The organism is Thermosynechococcus sp. QKsg1 (assembly GCF_031586415.1).
Classification (GTDB): domain Bacteria; phylum Cyanobacteriota; class Cyanobacteriia; order Thermosynechococcales; family Thermosynechococcaceae; genus Thermosynechococcus.
The window spans coordinates 1,739,410-1,759,365 of the sequence record NZ_CP134200.1 but is presented as its reverse complement, the minus strand read 5'-3'; the positions used below and the strand labels follow the sequence as shown (position 1 = coordinate 1,759,365).

At 54.2% G+C, this 19,956-nt stretch carries 18 protein-coding genes and 1 pseudogene; 11 read left to right on the top strand and 8 right to left on the bottom strand.

Features of this window, described 5'->3' with window-relative positions:
* Positions 1 to 65: 65 nt before the first annotated feature.
* The 4 genes and pseudogenes from RHP47_RS13105 to RHP47_RS08635 all read left to right on the top strand — a co-directional run.
* A pseudogene (locus RHP47_RS13105) lies at positions 66 to 170 on the top strand (IS630 family transposase); the annotation flags it as partial.
* Between the two features lie 102 nt (positions 171 to 272).
* The gene (locus tag RHP47_RS08645) at positions 273 to 2,015 is read left to right on the top strand and encodes a M48 family metalloprotease (protein WP_310840250.1); all 1,743 of its coding nucleotides are present in this window, start codon (positions 273 to 275) and stop codon (positions 2,013 to 2,015) included.
* A gap of 24 nt (positions 2,016 to 2,039) precedes the next feature.
* On the top strand, positions 2,040 to 3,467 hold the full coding sequence (locus tag RHP47_RS08640) for a YdiU family protein (RefSeq protein ID WP_149820022.1): 1,428 nt from the start codon (positions 2,040 to 2,042) through the stop codon (positions 3,465 to 3,467).
* On the top strand, positions 3,464 to 4,657 hold the full coding sequence (locus RHP47_RS08635) for a lipid-A-disaccharide synthase-related protein (protein WP_310840249.1): 1,194 nt from the start codon (positions 3,464 to 3,466) through the stop codon (positions 4,655 to 4,657). Before RHP47_RS08640 ends, RHP47_RS08635 begins: the two co-directional genes overlap by 4 nt.
* 77 nt (positions 4,658 to 4,734) lie before the next feature.
* Here RHP47_RS08635 and psbC read toward each other — a convergent pair whose 3' ends face one another.
* From psbC to RHP47_RS08620, 3 genes are all read right to left on the bottom strand, one after another.
* Entirely contained in the window at positions 4,735 to 6,120 is a 1,386-nt protein-coding gene (gene psbC, locus RHP47_RS08630; RefSeq protein ID WP_190278038.1) for a photosystem II reaction center protein CP43, read from the bottom strand.
* A complete protein-coding gene (psbD, locus tag RHP47_RS08625; protein WP_149818344.1) occupies positions 6,104 to 7,162 on the bottom strand; it encodes a photosystem II D2 protein (photosystem q(a) protein) in 1,059 nt (352 codons plus the stop codon). Before psbD ends, psbC begins: the two co-directional genes overlap by 17 nt.
* 400 nt (positions 7,163 to 7,562) lie before the next feature.
* On the bottom strand, positions 7,563 to 7,697 hold the full coding sequence (locus tag RHP47_RS08620; RefSeq protein WP_255451641.1) for a hypothetical protein: 135 nt from the start codon (positions 7,695 to 7,697) through the stop codon (positions 7,563 to 7,565).
* On the opposite strand from RHP47_RS08620, the gene rbfA reads away from it, so the two are divergent.
* The gene (gene rbfA, locus RHP47_RS08615) at positions 7,696 to 8,082 is read left to right on the top strand and encodes a 30S ribosome-binding factor RbfA (protein WP_286625378.1); all 387 of its coding nucleotides are present in this window, start codon (positions 7,696 to 7,698) and stop codon (positions 8,080 to 8,082) included. The genes RHP47_RS08620 and rbfA overlap by 2 nt on opposite strands.
* Here rbfA and RHP47_RS08610 read toward each other — a convergent pair.
* The 3 genes from RHP47_RS08610 to RHP47_RS08600 all read right to left on the bottom strand — a co-directional run bounded on the left by RHP47_RS08610 (position 8,079) and on the right by RHP47_RS08600 (position 10,374).
* A complete protein-coding gene (locus RHP47_RS08610; RefSeq protein ID WP_149820014.1) occupies positions 8,079 to 8,966 on the bottom strand; it encodes a sulfite exporter TauE/SafE family protein in 888 nt (295 codons plus the stop codon). The two genes, rbfA and RHP47_RS08610, sit on opposite strands and share 4 nt — an antisense overlap.
* Positions 8,967 to 9,069: 103 nt before the next feature.
* Positions 9,070 to 9,612: a rhodanese-like domain-containing protein gene (locus RHP47_RS08605; RefSeq protein ID WP_149820012.1), complete on the bottom strand. Its 543-nt coding sequence runs from the start codon at positions 9,610 to 9,612 to the stop codon at positions 9,070 to 9,072.
* A gap of 63 nt (positions 9,613 to 9,675) precedes the next feature.
* Entirely contained in the window at positions 9,676 to 10,374 is a 699-nt protein-coding gene (locus RHP47_RS08600) for an MBL fold metallo-hydrolase (protein WP_024124642.1), read from the bottom strand.
* A 200-nt stretch (positions 10,375 to 10,574) separates the two neighbouring features.
* Between RHP47_RS08600 and RHP47_RS08595 the strand changes: the two genes are divergently transcribed.
* The 5 genes from RHP47_RS08595 to RHP47_RS08575 all read left to right on the top strand — a co-directional run bounded on the left by RHP47_RS08595 (position 10,575) and on the right by RHP47_RS08575 (position 17,222).
* Positions 10,575 to 12,038 (top strand): FAD-linked oxidase C-terminal domain-containing protein, encoded by a 1,464-nt coding sequence (locus tag RHP47_RS08595; RefSeq protein ID WP_149820010.1) that lies wholly within the window; start codon positions 10,575 to 10,577, stop codon positions 12,036 to 12,038.
* Positions 12,038 to 13,054, top strand: coding sequence for a cobalamin biosynthesis protein CobW (gene cobW, locus RHP47_RS08590; protein ID WP_286649534.1), 1,017 nt, complete (start codon positions 12,038 to 12,040; stop codon positions 13,052 to 13,054). The genes RHP47_RS08595 and cobW overlap by 1 nt, the downstream gene beginning before the upstream one ends.
* Positions 13,055 to 13,060: 6 nt before the next feature.
* Positions 13,061 to 15,397, top strand: a complete 2,337-nt coding sequence (locus RHP47_RS08585; protein WP_310840245.1) for an NAD-binding protein — start codon at positions 13,061 to 13,063, stop codon at positions 15,395 to 15,397.
* Positions 15,398 to 15,681: 284 nt separating this feature from the next.
* A complete protein-coding gene (locus RHP47_RS08580) occupies positions 15,682 to 16,320 on the top strand; it encodes an FHA domain-containing protein (protein ID WP_149820004.1) in 639 nt (212 codons plus the stop codon).
* Positions 16,320 to 17,222 carry a tRNA (5-methylaminomethyl-2-thiouridine)(34)-methyltransferase MnmD gene (locus RHP47_RS08575; protein WP_286649531.1) on the top strand — a complete coding sequence of 301 codons (903 nt, stop codon included), beginning with the start codon at positions 16,320 to 16,322 and terminating at the stop codon, positions 17,220 to 17,222. Before RHP47_RS08580 ends, RHP47_RS08575 begins: the two co-directional genes overlap by 1 nt.
* Here RHP47_RS08575 and RHP47_RS08570 read toward each other — a convergent pair.
* Both RHP47_RS08570 and infC read right to left on the bottom strand, forming a co-directional pair.
* A complete protein-coding gene (locus RHP47_RS08570; RefSeq protein WP_149820000.1) occupies positions 17,215 to 17,958 on the bottom strand; it encodes a M50 family metallopeptidase in 744 nt (247 codons plus the stop codon). The two genes, RHP47_RS08575 and RHP47_RS08570, sit on opposite strands and share 8 nt — an antisense overlap.
* A 17-nt stretch (positions 17,959 to 17,975) precedes the next feature.
* Positions 17,976 to 18,470, bottom strand: a complete 495-nt coding sequence (infC, locus tag RHP47_RS08565) for a translation initiation factor IF-3 (RefSeq protein WP_220131114.1) — start codon at positions 18,468 to 18,470, stop codon at positions 17,976 to 17,978.
* A gap of 276 nt (positions 18,471 to 18,746) precedes the next feature.
* Between infC and RHP47_RS08560 the strand changes: the two genes are divergently transcribed.
* Positions 18,747 to 19,955 carry an efflux RND transporter periplasmic adaptor subunit gene (locus RHP47_RS08560; RefSeq protein ID WP_149819998.1) on the top strand — a complete coding sequence of 403 codons (1,209 nt, stop codon included), beginning with the start codon at positions 18,747 to 18,749 and terminating at the stop codon, positions 19,953 to 19,955.
* Position 19,956: the final 1 nt, after the last annotated feature.

Genomic DNA, 19,956 nt, shown 5'->3' with positions numbered 1-19,956 from the left:
TCTCGCCCTAGGGGCTTTCAAGGTTTGAGGCCTCTTGCCTTCAAGAATTGCAGGAGGTCACTCCTTTGAATGTGATTGAGCACGACTTCAGTGCGTTGAAGCGAGCGCGGATGTATGCAGGATCAAACAATTCTATTGATGAAGTGATTCGCAATTATTGTGCCGAATAGCGTCTCATTCTTTATTGGAATAGATATAATTCTAACGACGACCCAATTCACCCATGCCTAGTGATTAGACTATAAAGCATCAGGTGGCTTGAGGACAGTTTCATGGTGCAAGATGGGTTACGCTACTGGTCGCTGGGTATTGTCCTTCTTTTAGGGGTGGCTCTTGAACCGGTTAGAGCAGCAGAGATGTCCCTACCCCAAACGGGTGTAGCAGAGGAGGAGTTGATTGCTCTCATAAAAGAAGACCCCTTTGCCCAAGCTCGCCTGCCGCAATCTGAAGGCTCTGCTGTCGATCTATTGCCGCTGCCACCCCAGCCCTCCGCAGAAGTCGTTCCGCCTGTAGAATCCCCTGCCCCCCTACCCACGAGCACTGAGATCAAGGGTGATTCAGCAGCCCCCTCTGTGGAACCTGCACTAAGAACAACTGACAATTCGCCAGAGGCTCCAACAACAGTGGAACTGACAGCAGAGCAAGCCGCACAGGAGGCGCGTTTAGCACTTCTACGGGAGGGCGATCGCCACTGGCAATTGGGAGATACCGTCACAGCCCAAACCTATTACCAAAAGGCCAAGGCTGACCTAGATTTGCCACCGCCCCGTGTCACCCCCCCTGCCGTACTGGAAATTAGTCAACTGCCCCCCGCTGCCCAAGTCTATTGGCGAGAAGTTCAAGGGGGTTCCCAACTCTACAGTGCCCAAGCCGTGCCCCTGCGGCTGTTGGTGGAGCAATTCCCAGAGTTTATCCCCGGCCAAGTGCGCTTTGCTGAGTTTCTAGCGCAGCAGGGTTCCCTCAAAGAGGCCTATGCCCATCTCGAAAAAGCCGCCAGCCTCTATCCTGATCAACCCGATATTCAACGTAGCCTCGTCACCCTCTACGATCGCCAGCAACAGTGGCTAGAAGCCGCCCTTGCCGCCCAACGTTTTGCCCTACTGAATCCTGACCACCCCGCCACACCCGAATTTCAGCAACTAGCCGCAGAGCGAATGCAACGGTTCCGTCGTCGCCTTCAGGGACAACTGCGCGAAGGCATGATTGTCGGCGCCCTCACTGGACTGGTGGGTGTGGCACTCACGGGCAATCCCTTACTATCCTTGGACTCAATTCAAATGATGGCCTTGATGATGCAGGGAGAATCTGCCCTAGGCCGTTCAGCAGCACAGCAAATTAGCCGCCAAGTCAAGCTCCTTGAGGATCCTGAGGTTCAAGCCTATGTCAATGAAGTGGGGCAACGCCTCGCCAAAGTGGCCGGTCGCAATGAGTTTGAGTATGAGTTTTTTGTGATAAAAGATAATGATCTCAATGCCTTTGCCCTGCCAGGAGGCAAGATTTTTATCAATTCCGGTGCAATTCTCAAAGCCAATACCGAGGCAGAACTTGCTGGCTTACTGGCTCACGAAATTGCCCACGCGGTGCTCTCCCACGGTTTTCGCTTGGTCACCCAAGGCACGGCCACTGCCAACTTGACGCGGTTATTACCTGCTGGTGGCTATGTGACAGGGATTCTCGTGACTAGCTATAGTCGAGAAATGGAGCGAGAGGCGGATATTTTGGGCACACGGATTCTGGCGAGGGCAGGCTATGCCGCTGATGGCCTACTGAACCTCATGCACACCCTCAAGAAGGAATACCGTCATCAGGAGCCACCGTTACCATGGTTTTCTACCCACCCACCGACCAATGAGCGCATTCGCTATATCCGTGGTTTGATGCGCGATCGCGGGTACACCCCCTTTGCCTTTGAGGGGGTCGAACGCCATCAACAAATTCAAGCGCGCTTGCGTACCCTTGTGGATCCCCCCAATCCCAAAAAGTCCAAACGGGAAACTGCCAAGACGCCGCAATAGCTGAGTCCGCTTTGAATGTTCTGAATGTCTCGACATTGCTTTCAAAACCTTGAGTACGAACCCGCATTTCTCTCCCTAGGGGAAGAGTACTGGGACGAGGTACAGGCGGCAACCTTTCCGCAGCATATTCTGCGTTTTCGCAATGATGCCCTCTTACCCCTGATGGGTCTGAATCCCGCCAAGGTAACTGATGCTGACTTTATTGCGGCCTTTGGCCAGTTTCAGGGGCGTGAACCTTTTTTAGCAATGCGTTACCACGGCTACCAATTTGGGGAATACAATGCTCGCTTGGGGGATGGCCGAGGGTTTCTCTATGGTCAGTTTCGCGGTGTGGATGGTCAACTGTATGACCTTGGCACGAAAGGATCTGGCACCACACCCTATTCGCGGGGGGGAGATGGTCGCCTGACACTCAAAGGCGGTGTCCGTGAGGTTTTGGCCAGTGAACTGCTGCATCGCTTGGGGGTGAGCACCTTTCGCAGTCTCAGCTTGGTGGAAACGGGAGAATCCCTCTGGCGAGGGGATGAGCCATCGCCGACGCGATCGAGTGTCTTAGTGCGCCTTGGCCGTTCCCATATTCGCTTTGGTACCTTTGAGCGGCTCCACTATCTGCGGCGACCGGACTTGATTCGACGGTTGCTCGACCACGTCATTGACTACTACTACCCCCACTTGCTAGAGATCCCAAACCCCAAGGAACGGGATTGTGCCTTTTATCGTGAGCTAGTGGCACGCACAGCGGATCTGGCGGCGCAGTGGTTGGTGGCGGGGTTTTGCCACGGTGTTTTGAACACCGATAATATGGCCATTACGGGCGAGAGCTTCGACTATGGTCCCTATGTCTTTTTGGAGCACTATGATTTGGGGTTTACAGCCGCCTACTTTGACTACTATGGCCGCTACGCCTACGGCAATCAACCAGCAATTTGTGCTTGGAATTTGGAGAAGCTGCAAATCCCTCTGTCTTCAGTAATGCCCCTTGAGGAAATGCAAGCTGCCCTAAAGACCTTTGGCGATCGCTGCCAAACCACCTACTTGAAACTCATGCTCAAGCGCCTCGGTTGGGCAGATCTTCCTCTAGAAATTGGCCGTCCCTTAGTGGCAGAGACCCAAGCTTTTCTCAGCCGCAGCACCATCAGTTATCCCCAATTCTTTGTCAGCCTGCGGCAAGAATTCTCCCCTGAGTGGGCTGTAGATCCCAGTCATATCTTTCGTAACAGCTCAACCCTCACGCCAGCAGATCAGAAATTGCTAGAGGCTTGGAAAAGAACCTATTTTGAGCTACTTCAGCAAGCCACGCCGTTACAACAAGCCGCACTTCCCCAAACCCTAGCGGCTGCCAATCCCCTTTTTATCCTGACTCGTCCGCAGATTGAACACATTTGGCAGGCCATTGATCAGGCGGATGATTGGTCACGATTTACTACAGCCCTTGAGTTGATGCAGGCATGAAGCGACTCCTTTGCCTGAGTAATGGCCACGGTGAGGACGCGATCGCCAGCTCGATTTTGCAGGCCTTGCGGCAGCGGTGCCCACACTTAGACCTAATGGCGTTGCCCTTGGTGGGCTTAGGGTCTGCCTATACGCGGCTGGGAATTCCTGTATTGCAGCCCGGAAAAATACTCCCCTCTGGGGGCTTTATCTACATGGATCTGCGACAGCTATGGCGGGATCTTAGAGCAGGGCTGCTGGGACTGTTGGGGGCGCAGGTTCGTGCTATTCAGCGTTGGCAGCGATTCTCAGTAGGGCATCTCTTAGCGGTGGGGGATATTGTGCCTCTACTGCTGGCCTATGGCACAGGGGGAACCTATAGTTTTATCGGCACTGCTAAGTCTGACTATTACCTATATGACCCGACGGGGCGTCCCTATCGTTGGGGCATGGGCTGGGCGGGGAGTGACTACCTGCCTTGGGAACGATGGTTGTGGCGATCGCCCCGCTGTCGAGGCATTTTTGTCCGCGATCAGTTAACCGCCAGCAGCCTGCAGAAGCTGGGCTATGCCGTCTCCTACTGTGGCAATCCCATGATGGACTTAGTGATGCCACCCCCTGAGCAATCGCCTTTTACGACTAGAACCATTGTGCTACTGCCGGGGTCTCGTGCCCCTGAGGCCTACCGCAATTGGCAGCAGATCCTACGGGTACTGGCGCCCTATGCCGATCAGCCGCTGACCTGTCTTGCCGCTGTCAGTCCCAGCCTTGATTTACGGATGCTTGAGCAAAGCCTTGAGGGTTGGCAACCCATCGCCAGTGCATTACCCCAGACCAGCGCATGGCAGTTGGGTCAGCAACAACTGATTTTAAGTTCACATCACTTTCGTGAATTTCTGCATTGGGCCGAAGGGGGCATTGCCCTCGCCGGCACAGCCACAGAGCAGTGTGTGGGCTTAGGGAAACCCGTGATCACCTTTGCGGGTGCAGGCCCCCAGTTTACCCGTGAGTTTGCTAGTCGCCAAAAACGCCTTCTCGGAGACTCGATTTTCCTACTCGATGATCCTCAAGGAGCCATCCCGACCCTTTGGCAGATTTGGGAAGATGCGACTTTACTTGCGCGAATTGCCGCCAATGGCAAAGAACGCATGGGCGACCCCGGAGCGAGCGATCGCATTGCTGAGCAACTGTTAAAAATACTCGGCAATTGAGTCCTGCTAAAAAAAAGACCCCCATCCGTAGATGGGAGCCAAGAAGGATTGAGTTTAGTTAGATGAAGTCAGTGACTCTAATCAAGGCTCGGCATCGAGAGTACGGGTTCAGACTCACGGTCAATCCCCTTCTCGAAACCAGCCGCCGCGGCACGGGCACGACCCGCATGCCACAGGTGACCCACTAGGAAGAAGAAGGCCAAGACAAAGTGGGACGTAGCCAGCCAAGAGCGGGGTGACACGAAGTTCACCGAGTTGATTTCCGTGGCCACACCACCCACGGAGTTCAAAGAACCCAGAGGTGCATGGGTCATGTACTCAGCGGCACGACGCTCTTGCCAAGGCTGAATGTCATTTTTGATCTTGTTGAGGTCAAGACCATTGGGACCGCGCAACGGCTCCAACCAAGGACCACGGAAATCCCAGAAGCGCATTGTTTCACCACCGAAGATGATTTCACCCGTGGGAGAGCGCATCAGGTATTTACCAAGACCGGTGGGGCCTTGAGCCGAACCGACGTTCGCACCCAATTTTTGGTCACGGATCAAGAAGGTCATTGCCTGAGCCTGAGAGGCCTCTGGACCCGTAGGACCATAGAATTCACTGGGATAGACCGTGTTGTTGAACCAGACAAAGCAGGTGGCAATGAAGCCCATCATGGACAGGGCGCCCAAGCTATAGGACAGATAGGCTTCCCCAGACCAGATAAAGGCACGGCGTGCCCAACCAAAGGGCGTCGTCAGAATGTGCCAGATACCACCAGCAATGCAGATCAAACCGATCCAAATGTGACCACCGACAACGTCCTCAAGATTGTTGACGCTGACGATCCAGCCCTCACCGCCAAAGGGAGACTTCAGCAGGTAGCCAAAGATCACCGTGGGGTCAAGGGTGGGGTTGGTAATGACGCGGACATCGCCACCGCCGGGTGCCCAAGTGTCATAGAGGCCACCAAAGAACATGGCTTTGGCCACCAACAGCAGGGCACCAATACCGAGGACGATCAGGTGGAAACCGAGGATCGTCGTCATTTTGTTTTTATCTTTCCAGTCGTAGCCAAAGAAGGAGGAGTATTCCTCAAGGGTTTCAGGGCCACGAATGGCATGGTAAACCCCACCAAAGCCGAGAACAGCAGAGGAAATCAGGTGCACCACCCCGACCACAAAGAAGGGGAAGGTGTCCACGACTTCACCCCCAGGGCCAACGCCCCAACCAAGGGTGGCAATGTGGGGAATGAGAATCAGCCCTTGCTCGTACATTGGCTTCTCAGGAATGAAGTGAGCCAACTCGAACAGGGTCATGGCACCGGCCCAGAAAACGATCAGGCCAGCGTGGGCGACGTGAGCACCCAAGAGTTTGCCGGAGAGATTAATCAGACGAGCATTACCGGCCCACCACGCGAAACCGGAGGATTCTTGGTCGCGATTGGTGGCAAAAATCGAGTTACTAGAGAGCGTTACCACGGGGGAGTACCTCTTCTGGGAAGACAAAGTTTTCATGGGGTTGGTCTTGGGGCGCCATCCAAGCGCGGATGCCCTCGTTCAAGAGCAGGTTCTTCGTGTAGAACGTCTCAAACTCAGGGTCTTCCGCGGCCCGAATCTCCTGGGAAATAAAGTCGTAAGACCGCAGGTTCAACGCCAGACCCACCACGCCAATCGCACTCATCCACAGCCCCGTTACGGGCACAAACAACATGAAAAAGTGCAACCAGCGCTTGTTCGAGAAGGCAATCCCAAAAATTTGGCTCCAGAACCGGTTCGCCGTCACCATCGAGTAGGTCTCTTCCGATTGGGTGGGGCTAAAGGCACGGAAAGTGCTGGCGCCTTCGCCATCTTGGAAGAGGGTGTTCTCCACTGTGGCACCGTGGATGGCACACAACAGGGCACCGCCGAGCACACCGGCCACCCCCATCATGTGGAAGGGGTTCAAAGTCCAGTTGTGGAACCCTTGGAAGAACAGCAGGAAGCGGAAGATGGCAGCCACCCCAAAGCTGGGGGCAAAGAACCAACTGGATTGCCCCAGGGGATAGATCAAAAAGACGCTGACAAAGACGGCAATGGGGGCACTGAAGGCAATGGCGTTGTAGGGACGGATGCCCACCAAGCGAGCAATTTCAAATTGCCGCAGCATGAAGCCAATGAGGCCAAAGGCGCCGTGGAGGGCGATAAAGGTCCACAGACCACCGAGTTGGCACCAGCGGGTGAAGTCCCCTTGGGCTTCGGGACCCCAAAGGAGAAGAAGGGAGTGCCCCATGCTGTTGGCGGGGGTGGAAACGGCAACGGTGAGGAAGTTGCAGCCTTCGAGGTAGCTGGAGGCGAGGCCGTGGGTGTACCAAGAGGTCACAAAGGTGGTACCGGTCAGCCAGCCCCCGAGGGCAAGGTAGGCGCAGGGAAACAGCAGGATGCCTGACCAGCCGACAAAGACAAATCTGTCACGCTTGAGCCAGTCGTCGAGGATGTCAAACCATCCCCGTTCTGCTGGCGCTCGTCCAATTGCGATCGTCATGGAATTAAATCCTCTTGCAGATATAGATGCCAGATTTAGAACCTTACAGTTGCTGGTAGGGCGTGATCGGCTCTCTAAAACTTAGGAGCGATCGCTCCAGCATCCTGTTAATTTGGCTTCATAAATAAGAAACCCATCCCTCGCTAACGCTTGAGCTAGTAGGTGGTTTTACCTAGTTGCTGTTGGCGTTCACCAAGGGTAGGTTAAGCTTCCCATCAGCATTTGCTGCGGGAGAACTATATTAACGTGATAGCGGAATTCTTACGAAATATCAAGGTGATTGTTGCCTAGTTTCTCAGCTTTCTCATTTTTGAGCAGGGGTGGCAATCTAGCAAGAGAGCAGGAAATTCAGTCCTCAACTTGCAGAGAACGTCAGCAAGAAATGTTAACTTTTGTAACACTACTGCCAGCGGTTGCTGCCATAAAAGTCTTGAGCGATCGCCCGCCAACCAGAAACAGAGGGATAGCTGTCTTGATAAGATAGGAGAGTTGCAGGATAGTCTTTGCCAACAACCGAGAAAAGGAGGCCCGCCATGGCGACCGAACGACGGGTGGCACGGGTAGCAGAATTAATCAAACGGGAAGTAAGCCAGTTGTTAATGTATGAAATCCGCGATGAGCGCGTGGGGGCGGGCATGGTCAGTGTCACCGATGTGGAAGTTTCCGGTGATTTGCAGCACGCCAAGATCTTCGTCAGTATCTACAGCACCGACGAGGTACGCCGCTCAACGATGGCTGGATTGAAGGCGGCTTCAGGCTTTGTGCGACGGGAATTGGGGCAACGCATTCGCCTGCGGCGGACACCGGAGGTCGTCTTTATTGAGGATCGATCGCTGGAACGGGGCAGTCGCGTTCTTTCGCTACTCAATCAAATTGGGCAACAGCAGAGTGCTGCAGAGACTCCTGAAACAGAGTCTTAGGTGCGGCTTGGTCTTGCGGGAACCGATGCAGTAAGGTAGTGCCTCGGCGGTAGGGAGGAACTTTTGCTGCGCTGGGGAGGTGCCAGTAGGGTTTTCAGGATCACAAAGGCCGCAATGCCAATTAAGAAGTAACCAAAGCCCTGCTGCAGTCGCTTGGCAGAAATGCGGTGACTGAGATAGCTACCGATAACAGAACCACCCGCAGAGGCTAAGGTGAGCGTCAGGGTCAAGCGTGGATCCAAACTCACTGTGCCCAGATAGCCCCAAACCGCAGCCACGGAATTGGCGGCAATAATCAACAGGGAGGTGCCGATCGCCTGCCGCATTGGAATTTTGCCCAATAAAACAAGGGCAGGCACAATGGCAAATCCCCCACCCACTCCCACCAACCCCGTCAGAATACCCACACCAATGCCTTCGGTGGGTAGCCACAGCCAACAGTACTTACAGACTGGGGGGGCATAAAGCTGGCTTTCAAGAGAACTTTCCGGCGGGGTGAGTTCAGGGGCAGGGGGACGCTGTTGCCGCCGAATCATTAAAATAGCCGCCACCATCATGGCAACGGCAAAGAGTAAGAGTTGCACCGTATCGGTAATCCAAGGCAAGGCTGCCAGTCGCGCCCCGAGATAGGCACCCATCATGGTTGCGGAACCAAAAATCAGTGCTAGACGCAAATTAACGTAGCCGCGCCGCCACTGGGGAATCACTGCCAGTAAACTGACGCTGCCGACAATCACAAGCGTCATCGGGATCGCGACCTTGGTTTCAATGCCCATGACATAGACCAGCACTGGCAGGGCAAGGACAGAACCGCCGCCCCCCAATAGACCCAGACTCAAGCCGATGGCGATCGCCAGACCATGCCCTATCCAGTAGCTCAGCATGGGTTACAGCCCTTTTCACTAAGATTTATCACGCTCACCACTTTGCAAGCTAGGGTAGGAGAGGATCTCATCTCTCTGTTTTTCATGCTTCAGAAAAGGGCTGTTATTTCACCTGTGGGCGATTGAAGGGCAGCAGCGCCAACAGCCGCGCCAGGGTACAGACTCCTGTGACACCGGCAAAGACCAAGCCAGCACCGACAAAACCTGCTAGGAAGAAGAACCCCGGATGAACGGCAAAGCCGAGAATCACCCCGCTGAGAATCAGACTGCCGGCAACAATTTGCACCTGCCGCATCAGACTAATGGGGGCGCGGACGGCACCCTTGACCGGGTAACCCCCCTGTTGCCAGCGTTGAATGCCCCCTTCAAGGTTTTTCAGGTTTGCGAACCCCCGCTGGGCAAGGATTTCGCAGGCCATGCGCGATCGCCGGCCAGATTCACAGTAGAGCACCACCGGGGTGTCAGAATTACAGGGGGGTTCAAGTTCCTTCACATTGGCCAAAGGACAGAGCAGCGCTCCCGGAATGTGGGCATTGTTGTATTCGCTTGGCTCCCGCACATCAATGAGCAGTACCTGCTGGCGTTGCAGGGCATCGTGCAGTTCAGCCGCAGAAATGAGGGGAGACTCAGTCGTTGTTGTGGTCATAGTCGTTGGTTCTCCAGTGGTTACTCAGGGTTGGCTAGACAGGGGCGATCAGGGGTCAAAGGACTAGACGGCAGCGGCAACCATGCCACACTGTTGGTTAGCGGGCACCGCTTCCATAATTTTCTTAGGATCCGGCAGGTTCAGGTTGGCCATGAACTCAATGAACTGCTGGCGATCGCGACCGACAAAGCGGGGATTAAAGCGTTTTTCTTCACCAATGGTGGAAACGGTGTGACCGCGATAGTCATGGCCGGGATAGACCAATGTGGTATCCGGTAGTGTAAAGAGCCGCTGTGTTACCGCATCGTACATTGCGCCTGCATCGCCACTTTGGAAATCAGTGCGGCCACAGCCACGGATAAAGAGGGAATCCCCTGTCAATAGGTGGGTGCCATTCACGAGGAAGGCCATGTGGCTATCGGTGTGCCCCAAGGTGGCGATCGCCTGAATCGGAATGCTACCGACGTGAATCACTTCACCGTCTTTAATATAGCCATCGGCGCAGTCCACATGGGCATTTTCGGGCACAAGGGTTTTGCAGCCTGTGCGTTCGCGGACTTTGCCCGCCCCGGTAATGTGGTCGGCGTGGACATGGGTTTCGAGGCAGTAGCGCAGTTTCAACCCCAATTGCTCAATTAACTGCACATCCCGATCCACCTGTTCAAGGACGCTATCCACCAAGGCGGCCTCACCCGTGGCTTCATCGGCAATCAGGTAAGAATAGGTCCAAGTGTCGTAGTCAAAGAGTTGGCGAAATAGCATAGCGGACTCCTTTATGGGGTAAAGCGTGAGGGGACTCATTCAGCCTGAAAGCTAGACTTAAAACGGTTACTACTTCAGCTTAGTGATCCTAAATATAATTTTATAACTATTCAGTAAAGAAATGTCAAATCCCCCCTGCCCCCATTTTTCCAAAGGAGAGCCAATTTAGGATAAAAGAAGGCAGTTTCAGAGCACTGGGGATGTCCACACTACAGCAAATTACCCCTTGGCAGCGGGTCACAGAGGAGCTAACAGCCATTGTCGGCAAGGGGAGCGTCATCAGTGATGCAGCAGAAGCCCTTGTGTATGAGTGCGATGGGCTATCCATGTATCGGCAACGACCCAAACTGGTCGTGCTACCGCAAACCACTGCCCAAGTCTCTGCCATCCTCAAGGTGTGCGATCGCTATCGGATTCCCTTTGTTGCCCGTGGCTCAGGGACGGGGCTATCGGGGGGAGCCTTACCCCACACCGAGGGGATTCTCATCGTCACTTCTCGCATGAACCAGATTTTAGACATTGATCTGGCCAATCAGCAGGTGGTGGTGCAGCCGGGGGTGATTAATGCGTGGGTCACTCAAGCGGTAGCCGATCAGGGGTTTTACTATGCCCCCGATCCCTCCAGTCAAATTATTTGCTCCATTGGCGGCAATGTCGCCGAGAACTCCGGCGGTGTCCATTGCCTGAAGTATGGCGTGACCACGAATCATGTGCTGGGACTGACGGTGGTGTTGCCCAATGGTGAGATTGTTGAACTGGGGGGTGCGGCGCCAGAAATGCCCGGCTATGATCTTATGGGGGTTTTTGTCGGGTCTGAGGGCACTCTCGGGATTGCCACGGAAATTCGGCTGCGCATTCTCAAACAGGCGGAGGCAATCGCTGTGCTATTGGCGGACTTCACCACCATTGAAGCGGCCGGGGAAACAGTTTCCGCCATTATCCGTGCCGGTATCATTCCCGCTGGCATGGAAATTATGGACAACCTGAGTATCAATGCCGTTGAGGACGTGGTGGCCACCAATTGCTACCCCCGCGATGCCGGCGCGGTCTTGCTGGTGGAAGTCGATGGCTTGGAGTCAGAAGTACCGATTTTGCAGGAGCGAGTCACACGTATTTGCTATGAACAGGGGGCACGCCATGTAACCGTTGCTACAGAAGCTGAAGATCGCCTCCGCCTTTGGAAAGGGCGCAAAGCGGCTTTTGCGGCTGCTGGTCGTCTCAGTCCCAATTATTTTGTCCAAGATGGGGTGATTCCCCGCAGTCAACTGGCCACCGTCCTCAGGGAAATTGAACAACTGAGTCAGCGCAGTGGCTATCGCATTGCCAATGTCTTCCATGCTGGGGATGGCAATCTGCATCCCTTGATTCTCTACGATCAGGCAGTACCGGGCGCGCTTGCGGAGGTGGAGGCCTTGGGGGGGGAAATTCTCAAGCTCTGTGTGCGCTTGGGGGGCAGTATTTCTGGGGAACATGGCATTGGTAGTGATAAGGCCTGTTTCATGGGTGAGATGTTTAGCCCAGCAGATTTAGAAACGATGCAGCAGGTGCGCTGCGCCTTTGATCCCAAACGTCTGGCCAACCCTGAAAAAGTGTTTCCGACACCGCGAACCTGTGGGGAAGCGGCTCATCAACTCAAAGACTTTCCCAACATTGAGGCATTTTAATGAGTGCAAAAATCCCAGTCACGATTATTACCGGCTTTCTTGGCAGTGGTAAGACGACCCTGATTCGGCAGTTGCTTCAGAAGGCAGCGGGCAGGCGCATTGCTGTGATTGTGAATGAGTTTGGCGATGTCGGTATTGATGGCGAGTTGTTGCAGTCCTGTTGCGATCGCACAGCGGGCATTTGGGAACTCACCAACGGCTGTCTGTGTTGCACAGTGCAGGAGGAATTTTTGCCAACGATGCAGACCCTCTTGGCACGGCGGCAGGAGATTGATCACATTGTGATTGAAACCTCTGGACTCGCCTTACCCAAGCCGCTCGTGATGGCTTTTCGTTGGCCGGAGGTGCGCCATGCGGCAACCGTTGATGGGGTGGTGACAGTGGTGGATGGCGTTGCCTTAGCAGCTGGTCAAGTGAGTGCTGATCTGGAGGCGCTCTTTGCCCAAAAGGCCGCTGATCCTAGCTTGGAGCATGAGGACACCCCCCTTGAGGAACTCTTTAATGATCAACTGGCCTGTGCCGACTTGGTCATCCTCAGCAAGGCGGATCAACTGACTCCCGATCAGGCAGAGCTGCTCATCGCTGAACTGCGCACTCAATTGCCCCCACGGATTAAGCTGCTGGCGGCTCACCAAGGACAGGTGCCGGCGGATCTGCTGCTGGGATTTAATGCAGCGGTGGAGGAGAATTTGGGGCAGCGACCCAGCCATCATGACTTTGAGGAGGAGCATGACCACGACGCGGAGATTCAAGCGGTTTGTTTAGAGCTGGGGGCTTGGGATCTGCAACGCCTACGTCAATCCCTCGAGCGATTGCTGCAAGTACCTGACATTTACCGCGTTAAGGGCTTTGCGGCCATTGAGGGCAAGCCGATGCGTCTGGTGGTGCAAGGGGTGGGTCAACGGTTAGACTTGTTTTACGATCGCCCGTGGCAAGCGGCAGAGTCACGCCAAACTCGTGTGGTGGTGATTGGTCGTCAGTTGGATCCACAGGAGTTGCTGTCCCATTTTGGCTAGGAGGCTATGGCCAGCCTTGAGGATGTCATTGACCGCCAACTGCGCCAACTGTTGGGCAGCAAGGCCACTTGGTTCATTGATATCGGCGATCGCCACCTCAGCATCTGGGTTGAATCGACAACTTTAGAGCCAAGAGATTTAGATCGCCTATCTAGGTGGGGCAAGACCCTTTGGCAGCAGTGGCAACGGGGTAGTGTTCTTATTTTTGCTGCTGAGCCTCGTCAACCGTTTCCCTACTGGTGGACATCCTGGTCTGTTGCCTCAGCCACACCGCAGGCCACTCAAATAGGCGAAACGACTGCGGGCGATCGCTTTATTATCTGCGGCCTTGGCAGTTTGGGGCAATTTTGTATCCAAAGTCTGCGCCGCTTTGCAGGTGAGCATTTGACCCTAGAGATTCGTGCCATTGAACGCCACGCCAACATTGAGTGGGAAATTCCGCAGTTGACGGAGTTGCTCAGTGAACCTGTGATCATCGGTGATTGCCGGCAAGAGGCGGTTCTGAAAGCGGCTGGGATTGATCGCTGTCGTACCTTATTAGCAGTTACGAGTGATGAGGCCACCAATATTGCCACGGCGATTGTGGCTCGGCGCTTAAATCCCGATGTCCATCTTGTGGTGCGCTCTAGTCGCGATAATCTCAACGCCCTTCTAGAGAAAAAACTGGGGAGCTTTGTGGCGCTCAATCCCACGGAACTACCAGCTCCTGCCTTCGCCCTTGCAGCCCTTGAGGAAAATATCCTTGCTGCGTTTACGATTGAGGGTCAGCAGTTTCGGGTGTTGCAACAAACGATTACCGCTGAGAGTCCCCTCGTGGGTACGCCTGCCCACCGCTGGCAGCGCCGTCACCAACGCCTGATTAGTATTCGCGCCTGCCATTCCCAATCCTCAATCTTCCAGCCGACTCGTCCCCACCGCCTTTTTAACCATTGGCCACCGGATTTACTCTTTGAGGTGGGCGATCGCCCGATTTGGATTGAACGGGTAGAAGTGGTGAAATCCTTGCCCATCCCTGACCCCAATCCCATCCAGCGCCTCATTCAGCAGGTGCGCCAACTGCCTGAGCAGGTAGAACAATTCTGGCAGTGGATCCATGGCGATCGCTCTCGTGAGTTGATCTTCAATGGCCTTTGGATGGGCAGTGGTCTGTGGCTTGTGACCGCGATCCTGCTGCGCTACAACGTCCCCGAACTCACATGGCAAAAGGCCTTTGCTGCCGGCTTTATTCTCCTTTTGGGGGGCTTTGGCGATGTCTTTGGCGGGCTAGAAAACGATCCGATTCCCCCTTGGCTGCTGGTGGTCTGTATTTTGGTGGCGATCGTTAGTCTCCTCTTTATTGTCGGTGTCTTGGGACTTTTGGCGGAAAAGCTGCTGCAAGCGCGGTTTGACTTTCTCAAGAAACGTCCCCCCCTGCCCACGGCGGATCACGTGATTGTTGTTGGCTTAGATCGCATTGGTCAACAGGTGGTGCAAATCCTACGTGCCTTCCGTCAACCCCTCGTGCTACTGGTGGACAACCCAGAGCAAACTCAGCTTTTTGAAGACCTGCCCATGCTCCTTGGCAACATTCCAGAAAAGCTCCCCCAATCCCATTTGGAGACCGCCAAAAGTGTGGTTCTCACCACTGCTGATGAAATGTTGAATCTAGAGGCAGCCCTAATTGCCCGCCAAGCCACGGAGCAGCGGGAATCCCCCATTGGGTTGGTCATTGGCATCTATGATCCCAGCCTTACTAATGATCTGCGGGATCTCCTACCCCGTGCCCGCCCCCTCTGTGCCTATGCCCTTGCTGCTGAGGCCTTTGCCGGTGCCGCCTTTGGCGAAACAATGTTGGGTCTGTTTCAAATTGATCAGCAGACGGTACTGATTGCCGATTACACCGTTACTGCCGGCGACACCCTTGAGGGCAAGTTGATTGGCGAGGTGGCCTATGGTTATGCAGTCATCCCCATTTTCTACAATCGCCATGAGCAGTTCCTCGGCGGTGAGATCAGTCATCAGTTTTTGCCCAGTGATACGCTGCAACTCACGGCGGGCGATCGCCTGATTGTTTTAGCAACCATTGATGGCCTACGGCGCATTGAACAGGGCAAAATGGCGCCCCGCCGTCTCTGGCGGCTTTGGGTCGGTCATCCTCGCAACGCGGAAGCTGCCCTAGAAATTGGCAATCTGATCACCAAGATTACGGGTCTGCCCCTGCCGCGATCGCGCACCTTTATCCAGCAACTGCCTGCGACATTGACCCTCGCACTTTACGAACCCCAAGCCTTTCGCCTCGGTCAACAACTGCAAGCCCTAGCCCCTGTGCGCCTCTTTCCTTTGGTGGCTCAGGAAACCGCGTAGGTGAAAATCGGCCTCACCTATCGCTCTACATTATCGAACAGATCGAATAAATTGCGAATAAATTGATTTTGGCATTATGACACAGAGTGCTAGTCTGATTATTTAGAACGATAAATGTTCTATCTAAATAATAGGGGTCGGAGTTTTGCGCTCCACGTTTAGGTTCTAGTTCCTGATGTTGAGAGGGGATGATTGTTGCCCTTAGCTTTTGTAGTATCTTTGGGAATTCTAGCCCTCAGGCTAAGATATTGATTAGCAATCGTCAATTAATCTAAGTTGTTCCCATGAGTGGTAACCGTGAGCACCATCTACTCAACATTGAGGATGAAACGGGTAAGCGCACGATCCCTTTAGATGCGGCAACCTACTCCATTGGCCGCGATGTCACCAATGCGATCGTGATTCATGGTCATACGGTTTCACGGCAACACGCCCTGCTGCTGCGGATTCCCTCACCAAATGGCTATCGCTATCGCGTCGTGGATGGGAATGCCGATGGTAAGCCCAGTGCCAACGGTATCCTAGTGAATGGCCAGCGGGTGCAAAGCCATGAGCTAAAAGATGGAGATGAAATTAACTTTGGCGGATCCGTTAAGGCGCACTATGCCACTGTGTCCATGGGCGAGGCGGAGTTTATTAAGTATTTGAAGAGCGTCAACTATCACAGCATTAAGGCCGTGCCCATGACCTCAACGATTACCCAAGCTGAGGAAGGTGCAGAAGAAGAAACGGAATTTAATGCCACGCCCCCATCGCTGCCAGCCAATGCTACCCCAGAGTCAGCACCCGCCCCTAAATCCTCTCCCCCTTGGTTACTGATTGTTGGCGGCATCGTCATTGTCCTTTTGATCACGGGAATTGGCGTTGTGACCATGAACCGACCACCTGCCCCCCAACCAGAGCCCCCCACGCAAACCCAGTGATGGCCTATTCCCAAAACTTAGCTGCTGCCTTGCACTCAATGTGGCAACCCCAACCCACAGCAGACGGCTCTTTTACGTTTTATTCTCCAGAGTTTGGCGAAACGTTCCATAGTCTTGGGGGAGCGCGTCAGGAAGCCTTTGAAAAGTTCGCGATCGCCACCGATCTGCCCCGCAAAGCCCAAGCGTCTCATCTGCGCCTTTTGGACATCTGCTATGGTTTGGGCTACAACACAGCCGCTGCGTTAGAGGTTATTTGGCAGCACAATCCCACCTGTCAGGTCACCGTCATCGGTCTAGAACTGGATCTGGGCGTTCCCCAAGCAGCTTTAGCGGTCATGCCCCCTTGGCCAGCATCGGTTCAAGGGATTCTTGAGGGACTCGCTCAGCAACAGCAGGTGACCACCCCCTCCTGTGAGGCACGGCTTTTAATTGGTGATGCCCGCCAAACCATTCAAGACCTTGTTCGCCAAGGATTCCAAGCAGATGCGATTTTTCTTGATCCCTTTTCACCGCAGCGCTGTCCGCAACTCTGGACGGTAGAATTTTTGCGTCTAGTGGCTCAGTGTTTGGCGCCTGCGGGGCATTTGGCCACCTATTGTCGTGCTGCTGCCGTTCGTGCCGCTTTGCAGGCGGCGGGTTTACACCTTGGGACGCTGCCGATTGTTGCCCCCCAGCACAGCCATGAATGGGCACAGGGAACCGTGGCTCGCTGGCAAGCCGATCAGCTTATTCCCCTGTCGCTGATGGAGCAGGAACATTTGCAAACCCGCGCGGGTATTCCCTACCGCGATCCGCACCTGCGGGATAGTGCGGAGATGATTCGATCGCGCCGCCAAGCGGAGCAACAAACCGCTAACCGTGAATCCACCAGTCGTTGGCGACACCGCTGGGGCATTACTTAGACCGGGTATAGGCCACCTTGAGACTCCACAGCAGCAACCCCAAGGTCATCACAGAAATCAGCGCCCCCCACAGCCAATAGGGGAGCCAGAGGTACTGTTGGAGAAGCCCTGTATCGGAAAGCTGCCCCCCCGGCATGGCATAGGTAAAGAGGTAGTCCACCTGCTGAAATGTGCTAATACAGGCCTGCACCCCAAGGAATTGAATCGAAATGCCCTTGAGCCAGCGATTGCCGCGATAGGCCACCAGCAGAATGGCAATCCCCACCAACGTCATGAAGACAATGCCAAAGAGCGATCGCACCCACAGCAGCACTGAGGCGAGAATCATTATTCCTAGGGCTTTGAGGCAAATATCTGTGGCGCGATGAGAGCGGCTCGACAAAATAAAGACACTGCCAGCGATCGCCGGTCCTAGAGGTCCGCCAATGGCGACTAAGCCATGTCCCAAATTGCCCAGCAGCACCTCGCCCCCATAGCGCGCAAATCCTGAACCACTGGGATAGATGACTAATTCGCGAAAGTAGCCCCCCAACAGAATCGCCGTCAGGCCATGCCCCATCTCGTGGAACCATGTGGCCAAGATTGTAAAGGGATACAGCAGATAGTTCCCCAAGGGAATCTGCCAAAGAAGAATCGTGACAAGGGCGGCGATCGCTAGCAGCAGTGCCGAACGGGGTTTCTCATGGTCTGAAATATCCAGCGGGGTAGATTTGGAGTCTGGACGAAAGCCAAACATACGCCCCCCAGCATTGATTACCGCTTCGGTGCCAAAAACATGATCATATTGCGCCCCTCTTGCTTTGGTGCCTGCTGCACTTCGGCCACCGCTTGCAGGTCATTGGCCATGCGGTTGAGGAGTTCTTCTGCCAAATGGGAGTGTTGAATTTCCCGCCCTCGGAAGGTCACAGTGGCCTTCACCTTGTCTCCAGCCTTAAGGAAACGCTCGGCGCGGTTGATGCAAACGTTGTAATCGTGTTCTTCGATTTTGTAGCGCATCTTCACCTCTTTGACATCGGAGGTGTGCTGCTTTTTGCGGGCTTCCCGCGCCTTCTTTTCCTGCTCAAAGCGAAACTTGCCGTAGTCAATAATTTTGCAAACGGGTGGATCTGCCTTGTCACTGACGAGAACAAGATCAAGTTCCTTTTCACGGGCGATCGCGATCGCCTCTTGGGACGACATAATCCCCAATTGGGAACCATCACTATCCACCACCCGCACCCGAGGAAAACGGATGCGCTCATTAATCATGGGTTGTTCTTGCTGTGTTTTCTTGGTAAGAGCCACTGGTACCTGTACTGTCGTTGATAAAGGTTGGCGCAAGGACTGTCCTAGCCTCTAAGGTGAGCCAGCAATGACCCCCTGCCCCTTGCTCTACATCTTAGCGGAGGAGTGCCAATAGGAGCTATTCTCTATTTCGCCTAGATACACAGAAACTAATTATCAAAGCAGCACTCGCCATAGGCGCCCCTAGGCTAGACTGAGGATATTTATTGCCCACTCTGGGTGACATTTAAGGTCTGAGGTATGGTGCAACGGCAACTGTTCACGTCAGCTCTCCTAGGCAGTCTTTGCTTCCTCGCTACCGCCTGTGGCCAACCAAAGGCAACGGCTCCCCCACCAGCGGCACGGGTGAAACTTGCGGCGGTTCAAACGGAAACCCTTTCGCAAACCGCTGTTTACAATGCCTCTTTGCAATCCCGTGAGTCGATCACGCTACAACCCCAAGTTTCCGGTCGAATTGCGCAAATCAATGTTCAAAACGGCCAGTTTGTCACTCAAGGTCAGCCCCTCCTTCTCATTGACCCCTCAGAACAGCAAGCCGTTGTGGCCAGCAACTTAGCTGCGATTCAATCCGCCCAAGCCAATGTAGAGAATGCCCGCTCGATCCTCCGCGCCCTTGAAGCCCAGCGCCGCTCCAATCTGGCCACCGTAGAGTTCAATCGGATTCAAGCGGAACGCTATACAGCACTCTTTGAAGAAGGGGCTGTTTCCAAAGAACAAGCGCAATCCTTCATCACCAGCTTTCGCACTGCCCAAGCAGCACTCCAACAAACCGAGGGGGATATTCGTGCCCAACAGGCTACCATTGCCCAGTTAGAAAAAGTCCTCTTGGCTGCCCAAGCCAATGCCCAGCAGCAGGCCGTTGTCCTGAATTGGTTTCAGGTGCGTGCTCCCTTTAGTGGTGTTGTCGGCAATATTCCCCCCAAAGTGGGCGATTTTGTAACGCCCCAAACCGACCTCCTCACCCTGACCTCAAATCAACCCCTAGAAGTCTATATCCAAGTGCCCATTGAGCAAATCCCCCGCATTCGGATGGGGACGCCAGTGGAATTAATAGACATGAATGGCAATGTCGTCGGTACGAGTTCCGTCTTTTTCATTGCCCCCAATACCACAAACAATACCCAAACCATTTTAGTGAAAGCGCTCTACGACAATACGCGGAATAATCTCCGTGCCGATCAACAAATTCAAGCCCGCATTATTCTCGATCAGCAACCGGGGATTTTGGTGCCGACCACGGCTGTCTCCAATCTTGCCGGCCAAAACTTTGTCTTTGTTGCCGAAAAAGACGCCGAGGGCAAAATGATTGCCAAACAAAAGCCCATTCAAGTAGGGGCAATCCAAGGAAATAGATATCAAGTTTTTGAAGGCCTCAAACCGGGAGAGCAAATTGTTGTCTCGGGAATTCAGCGCCTGCGCGATGGTGTGCCCATTACTCCTGAGTCTTAAA

Coding starts and splice junctions, on each gene's coding strand:
- RHP47_RS08635 (WP_310840249.1), top strand. CDS start 3,464: ATGAAGCGACTCCTTTGCCTGAGTAATGGCCACGGTGAGGACGCGATC.
- psbD (WP_149818344.1), bottom strand. CDS start 7,162: ATGACGATCGCAATTGGACGAGCGCCAGCAGAACGGGGATGGTTTGAC.
- RHP47_RS08640 (WP_149820022.1), top strand. CDS start 2,040: ATGTCTCGACATTGCTTTCAAAACCTTGAGTACGAACCCGCATTTCTC.
- RHP47_RS08645 (WP_310840250.1), top strand. CDS start 273: ATGGTGCAAGATGGGTTACGCTACTGGTCGCTGGGTATTGTCCTTCTT.
- RHP47_RS08580 (WP_149820004.1), top strand. CDS start 15,682: ATGAGTGGTAACCGTGAGCACCATCTACTCAACATTGAGGATGAAACG.
- RHP47_RS08605 (WP_149820012.1), bottom strand. CDS start 9,612: ATGACCACAACAACGACTGAGTCTCCCCTCATTTCTGCGGCTGAACTG.
- RHP47_RS08570 (WP_149820000.1), bottom strand. CDS start 17,958: ATGTTTGGCTTTCGTCCAGACTCCAAATCTACCCCGCTGGATATTTCA.
- infC (WP_220131114.1), bottom strand. CDS start 18,470: ATGATTAATGAGCGCATCCGTTTTCCTCGGGTGCGGGTGGTGGATAGT.
- RHP47_RS08600 (WP_024124642.1), bottom strand. CDS start 10,374: ATGCTATTTCGCCAACTCTTTGACTACGACACTTGGACCTATTCTTAC.
- RHP47_RS08575 (WP_286649531.1), top strand. CDS start 16,320: ATGGCCTATTCCCAAAACTTAGCTGCTGCCTTGCACTCAATGTGGCAA.
- RHP47_RS08610 (WP_149820014.1), bottom strand. CDS start 8,966: ATGCTGAGCTACTGGATAGGGCATGGTCTGGCGATCGCCATCGGCTTG.
- cobW (WP_286649534.1), top strand. CDS start 12,038: ATGAGTGCAAAAATCCCAGTCACGATTATTACCGGCTTTCTTGGCAGT.
- RHP47_RS08595 (WP_149820010.1), top strand. CDS start 10,575: ATGTCCACACTACAGCAAATTACCCCTTGGCAGCGGGTCACAGAGGAG.
- RHP47_RS08620 (WP_255451641.1), bottom strand. CDS start 7,697: ATGGCGGGCCTCCTTTTCTCGGTTGTTGGCAAAGACTATCCTGCAACT.
- RHP47_RS08585 (WP_310840245.1), top strand. CDS start 13,061: ATGGCCAGCCTTGAGGATGTCATTGACCGCCAACTGCGCCAACTGTTG.
- RHP47_RS08560 (WP_149819998.1), top strand. CDS start 18,747: ATGGTGCAACGGCAACTGTTCACGTCAGCTCTCCTAGGCAGTCTTTGC.
- rbfA (WP_286625378.1), top strand. CDS start 7,696: ATGGCGACCGAACGACGGGTGGCACGGGTAGCAGAATTAATCAAACGG.